The 521-nt window shown below is 66.6% G+C and carries 1 protein-coding gene; it reads right to left on the bottom strand.

Features of this window, described 5'->3' with window-relative positions:
• Window positions 1-521, bottom strand: a 521-nt coding sequence (locus ACWKV5_RS29700; protein WP_483844161.1) for a tetratricopeptide repeat protein, incomplete at both ends; no start/stop codon positions are given.

Raw genomic sequence — 521 nt, 5'->3', positions numbered from 1 at the left:
AGGGCAAGCGTGATGCGCGCATCGTTGGGCGCGATCTTCTTGAGCGTTTCGAATTCAGCGCGCGCCTTGTCCTGCTGATTGCGCACGAGGTACATGCGGGCGAGCGCCAAGTGGCCGTCGATGGACGCTGGCGCGGCTTTCAGGAAGCTGCGCAGGCCAGTGATGGCGGCATCGGGGTCGCTGTCGGCACGCAGTTCGGCGGCGAGGATGGCGGCGTCTTCATACCCGGGACGCAGCTTGAGCGCGGTGTCCAGTTCCGTCAGTGCGCCGGCGGTGTCCTTGGCGGCGACCTTCGCGCGGGCCAAGGCCAGGTGCGTTTCGGGGCGCTGCATGTCGTGCGAGGCGATGCGCTGCAGTGCGCCTACGGCACCCGCCGGATCGCTGCTCTTGGACATCTGCTGCTGCAATTGCAGCAGGGCATCGGCACGCTGGCCGGGCGAGACCTTGTTCAACTGCGCTTGGAGCATCGGTTCGACTTCCGACCACTGACCCGTTGCCACCAGCAGGAGCTGCTGCACCTG

Source organism: Pseudomonas oplopanacis (genome assembly GCF_057128725.1).
This window is presented reverse-complemented; position numbering and strand designations above follow the sequence as displayed.